General features: G+C 65.7%; 5 protein-coding genes and 1 pseudogene. 1 reads left to right on the forward strand and 5 read right to left on the reverse strand.

What is annotated here, in order from left to right:
- Nucleotides 1–156 precede the first annotated feature (156 nt).
- Nucleotides 157–1,165 (forward strand): annotated as a pseudogene (locus LRA89_RS20335) (IS3 family transposase); the annotation flags it as partial.
- On the opposite strand, the gene LRA89_RS20340 reads toward LRA89_RS20335, so the two are convergent.
- From LRA89_RS20340 to LRA89_RS20360, 5 genes are all read right to left on the reverse strand, one after another.
- A complete protein-coding gene (locus tag LRA89_RS20340; protein ID WP_230772833.1) occupies nucleotides 1,149–1,394 on the reverse strand; it encodes a hypothetical protein in 246 nt (81 codons plus the stop codon). The pseudogene LRA89_RS20335 and the gene LRA89_RS20340 overlap by 17 nt on opposite strands.
- On the reverse strand, nucleotides 1,394–3,007 hold the full coding sequence (tnpC, locus tag LRA89_RS20345) for an IS66 family transposase (protein WP_230772837.1): 1,614 nt from the start codon (nucleotides 3,005–3,007) through the stop codon (nucleotides 1,394–1,396). The genes LRA89_RS20340 and tnpC overlap by 1 nt, the downstream gene beginning before the upstream one ends.
- A gap of 59 nt (nucleotides 3,008–3,066) precedes the next feature.
- On the reverse strand, nucleotides 3,067–3,414 hold the full coding sequence (gene tnpB, locus LRA89_RS20350) for an IS66 family insertion sequence element accessory protein TnpB (RefSeq protein ID WP_230772834.1): 348 nt from the start codon (nucleotides 3,412–3,414) through the stop codon (nucleotides 3,067–3,069).
- On the reverse strand, nucleotides 3,411–3,740 hold the full coding sequence (gene tnpA, locus LRA89_RS20355) for an IS66-like element accessory protein TnpA (RefSeq protein ID WP_230772835.1): 330 nt from the start codon (nucleotides 3,738–3,740) through the stop codon (nucleotides 3,411–3,413). Before tnpA ends, tnpB begins: the two co-directional genes overlap by 4 nt.
- A gap of 121 nt (nucleotides 3,741–3,861) precedes the next feature.
- The gene (locus tag LRA89_RS20360) at nucleotides 3,862–4,119 is read right to left on the reverse strand and encodes a transposase (protein ID WP_230772836.1); all 258 of its coding nucleotides are present in this window, start codon (nucleotides 4,117–4,119) and stop codon (nucleotides 3,862–3,864) included.
- Nucleotides 4,120–4,425: the final 306 nt, after the last annotated feature.

Raw genomic sequence — 4,425 nt, forward strand, 5'->3', positions numbered from 1 at the left:
CCGCAGGTCCATCGATAACGGCTTGCCCATCTGACCGGCCTCCTGTCGCCGGTGACAGGCTTGAATCAGACTTCAGTCCCCTTGGGAATCCCTCAACGATTCACGCCGTTCGGATTATGCTCTAGCCTGACGGATATGATCCAGTCGCAGCAGTAGCGGTCCCGGCTGTTGGAGGGTGCTGCGGACGTGTTCGGCGCGGAACCCGCCGCGGCCGAGCCGGCAGACGACATGACGGTGCTGCACGCCAAGATCGGCGAACTGACACTGGCGAACGTTTTTTGGCCGGTGCGCTCGGGAAGGCCGGTCTGTTGTCGAGCGCAAAGCAATGATCGACCGTGGCCATGCGCTGCCGCTGATCGCCCAGGCGCGGCAACTCGGCATCAGCCGCGGCAGCATCTATTATCTGCCCCGGGCGGTTTCCCCGGCCGATCTGACGATCATGCGGCGGATCGACGAACTACATCTGCTGTATCCGTTCGCAGGCAGCCGGATGCTGCTCGATCTGCTCCGGCAGGAGAGCGTCATGGTCGGGCGGCGGCATGTCGCGACGCTGATGAAACGAATGCGGATTGAAGCGATCTACCGGCGCCCGAACACGTCGAAACCGGCACCGGGACACAAGGTCTATCCGTACCTACTGCGCAATCTGGCGGTGACGCGGCCCAATCAGGTCTGGGCGACCGACATTACCTACATCCCGATGGCGCGCGGCTTCGTCTACCTTGTCGCCGTCGTCAACTGGTCCACCCGGCGGGTGCTGGCGTGGCGCGTGTCAATCTCGCTCGATGCCGGGTTCTGCATCAAGGCGCTGGGAGAGGCGCTCACCCGCTACGGCAAGCCGGTGATCTTCAACAGCGACCAGGGTTCCCAATTCACGAGTGCGGCGTTCACCGCCATCCTCCACCGCGAGCAGATTGCCATCAGCATGGACGGCAAGGGCTGCTGGCGTGAAAATGTGTTCGTCGAGCGCCTCTGGCGCTCGGTGAAATACGAGGAAGTTTACCTCAACGCTTACGCCTCGGTCCCCGAAGCCCGCGCAGGCATCGGCCGCTATCTGGCGTTCTACAATGCCCTCCGGCCGCATTCCGCGCTTGGCGGCCGCACGCCAGACCAGATGTACTTCGGACAGCCGCTTCGTACCCATCCGGTCAGGGCCGCGGGCTAGGCCTGTAGTAGCAGGATGAAGGGTCGCGGAGGGTTTCCCTGAGGTAGTCGATGCCGTCACGGGTGAAGGCGGTGACGGACGGCGAGTTGCCATCGTTGCTGTCGATGATGGAGATGCGTCCGTCTTCAGGTTCCATCGCCATGCTGGCGATCTCCTCGACAAGGTCTTCCTCGACGCCGAGCTGTTCAGCCACGAAGCGTGCGGTCCAGGCGAAGGTTGGCCTCGCCATCAGGCAGCCCGCGCAAGTGCCGGCGTTGAGGCTGTCGGTCGCCAGTTCCAGGGCAGCAATTCACCAAGTCGGGCCTGGGGCATGTCAGCGATGCGGGCGAGCACGTCGGCAAGCCAGGCCTGCGGGTCGACGTCGTTGAGCTTTGCGGTGACGATGAGGCTGTACATGAACGCCGCGCGGTCACCGCCCCGGTCGGAGCCCGCGAACAGCCATGCTTTCCTGCCAAGGGCCACACCACGAAGAGCACGTTCTGCGGCATTGTTCGTCAGGCAGATACGCCCGTCCTTCAGGAAGGCGGTGAAGGCCGGCCAGTCCTTGAGCAGATAGTCGCACGCAGCCGCGACCGGGTTGTGGCGCGCCATGGCGGCACGCTGACCACGCAGCCATATGCCAAGGTCCGTGACCAGCGGCAGGCTCAGTTCCTGACGCACGGCATGGCGCTCGGCCGCAGGCTTGCCGAGGATGGAACGCTCGATGTCGAACAGCGCGTCGATCCGTCGCACCGCTTCGGCTGCAATGGGCGAGATGACCGGGCTCCCGCGCTTGCGCCGCACCTGCCCGGCGACATCGGCGAGTTCGAAGAACTTGCGACGCGCATGTGCCCAGCACAGTGCCCGGACCATCGGCGCAGGCAGCCGGTCGCTGCGGAACAGCGCATTGTACCCGGCATAGGCGTCGGCCTGCAGGATGCCGGCATATCGCTCCAGATGCCGGACCGGATGTTCGGCGCGCCGGTCGCGCGAATAGTGGAACAGCGCCGCGGGTGGTGCCGGCCCGCCATACGGACGGTCGTCGCGGACGTAAGTCCACAGCCGTCCGGTGTCCGTCTTGCCCTTGGCCAGTACCGGCACCGTCGTGTCGTCGCCATGCAGGCGTCCGGCCCCAAGCACATGGTCTGCGACAAGGCGATGCAGCGGCGCCAGGGCCGCGGCACAGGCACCGACTTGGTCGGCCAGCGTCGACAGGCTGATGTCCACGCCCTCGCGGGCATAGCGCTCGGCCTGCCGGTTGAGTGGCTGGTGCTGTCCGAACTTCTCGAACAGCATCTGCGCGAGGAATTGCGGTCCGAACAGGCCGCGCGGCGTGACGTGGAACGGCGCGGGCGGTTGGGTCACCGCCTCGCAGGCACGGCAGGCGAAGCGCTCGCGCACCGTCTGCACCACCTTCCAGCGGCGCGGCACGACCTCGAGGGTTTCTGTCACATCCTCACCCAGCTTCGACAGCCGGTCGGACCCGCAGCACGGGCAATGGGCAGGCGCTGCCACGACGACGCGCTCGCGCGGCAGATGGGCGGGCAGCGGCTTGCGTGACGGGCGCGCCCTAGTGAACGCCTCAACACTGGTCCCGGCTGCTGCCTTCGCGGCCAGCGCCTCGTCCTCGCTGGCGGTCGCCTCCAGTTCCTCAAAGCCGAGTTCGAGCTGGTCGACGAGCAGGCGTCCGCGCTCGGCGCTACGGCCAAACAATGCCCGGCGCATCTTCTCGTTCTGCAGTTCCAACAGCGCGACGCGAGCTGCCAGATCGGCGTTGAGCGCCTTCGTCCGCACGGCCTCCGCCTCGGCCCGGGCAAGGGCTGCGCGCAACGTCACGACATCGTCGAAAGGCACCGCTGCCATGTCCGGCAGGATAGCAGATAACCGGTAGCAAGCCACGCTTTTCCGCCGTTTTCGGTCGATTATCCCGCTGCGGCCGGACGCCATGTCATGCGCGGATTGCGCCAGTCTATCGCCTCGAGCAGGCACGCCATCTGCGACGGCGTGATCGCCACCACGCCATCCACTGCCGCAGGCCAGATGAACCGGCCGCGGTCGAGCCGTTTGGCGTACAGCGACAGGCCCACGCCGTCGTGCCACAGTATCTTCACCAGGTCGCCGCGCCGGCCCCGGAATAGGTAGAGGTCGCCGGCATGTGGGTCGCGGTGCAGTCCCTGCTGAACCTGCAGCGCCAGACCATGCATCCCGCGACGCATGTCGGTATGCCCGGTCGCCATCCAGATCCGCGCACCGCCGGGAATGGCGATCATCGCAATGACCGCATCACCGCGCTTATCAGCGCCGGCGATGTACCCGCCGCGATGCGCACCACCGCACCGCCCAACTCCACCACCACATCGCACGGCTCAGCCCTGCCTTGCGGCTCCGGCGTCACCGTCACGGCGGCAAAGCCGGACACTGAACCGCTCATCTCCCGTCGCCACCGGTAGATCTGGCTCGGTTGCAAATCCGCGCGCCTGGCAACCTCCGCGACGCTCGCCCCCGGCTCGCATGCCGCCATGACCAGCGCCTGCTTCTGCTCCGCCGTCCACATCCGGCGTCGCTCCGCGCCTGTTATTACCGTCACCTGGGCCATCGCACCGTCGCTAACATCAGTGCAAACACCAGCGCTTGCACCAGTGCTACCTCCAGAACCCATCAGCTCCAGACAATGCGGCCTTCACCGGAGGGGTACGCCGCTTCTCGCAGCGGCATGATCAACCAACGGCGACCCACTTATCAAAACCGCGAGCCTGTTCAGACAAACCGAGCCACCTCTCGGCCCTGGCCAGCTTGCCTTCGCGCAACTGCTTGCGCCATGTGTAGATCAGGCTGCTCGACACCTCGCGCCGGGCGATGACGTCGTAGACCCGCACTTCCGGCCGGAACGCCTCGGCGAGTATCTCCAGCTTCTCCGCGTCCGACCATCGTCGTCGGCCCGACACCCGGCCGACCACCTCCATCCGACCAGTCATACGAGTGCTCGTATGACTGGTCGTAGAACCAATAATTTCCCGCACCGCCCGCGTCTTCGCCAAAGGCAACAAGCATCCCGGCTACCGGCGCTACCGCAAGGCGGCCTGCTGACCACGCTTACGGTTTTCTCACAAGGACCGGACTAGAGACGGGGTGAGGCTCATGAGGACACAGAAGCTAGAGCAGATTCCGTTCAGTATGCATCGTATCCGGCAGCGGCGAAGTAGTTGGCGCACTCAGCGGGCGTGTAGGTGTCGATGGCGGCGCCGATGGCGCGGGACAGGTCGTCGACGGTGCGCGCAGCA

The sequence above is a fragment of the Sphingomonas sp. Leaf4 genome (assembly GCF_920939515.1).
Taxonomy (GTDB): domain Bacteria; phylum Pseudomonadota; class Alphaproteobacteria; order Sphingomonadales; family Sphingomonadaceae; genus Sphingomonas.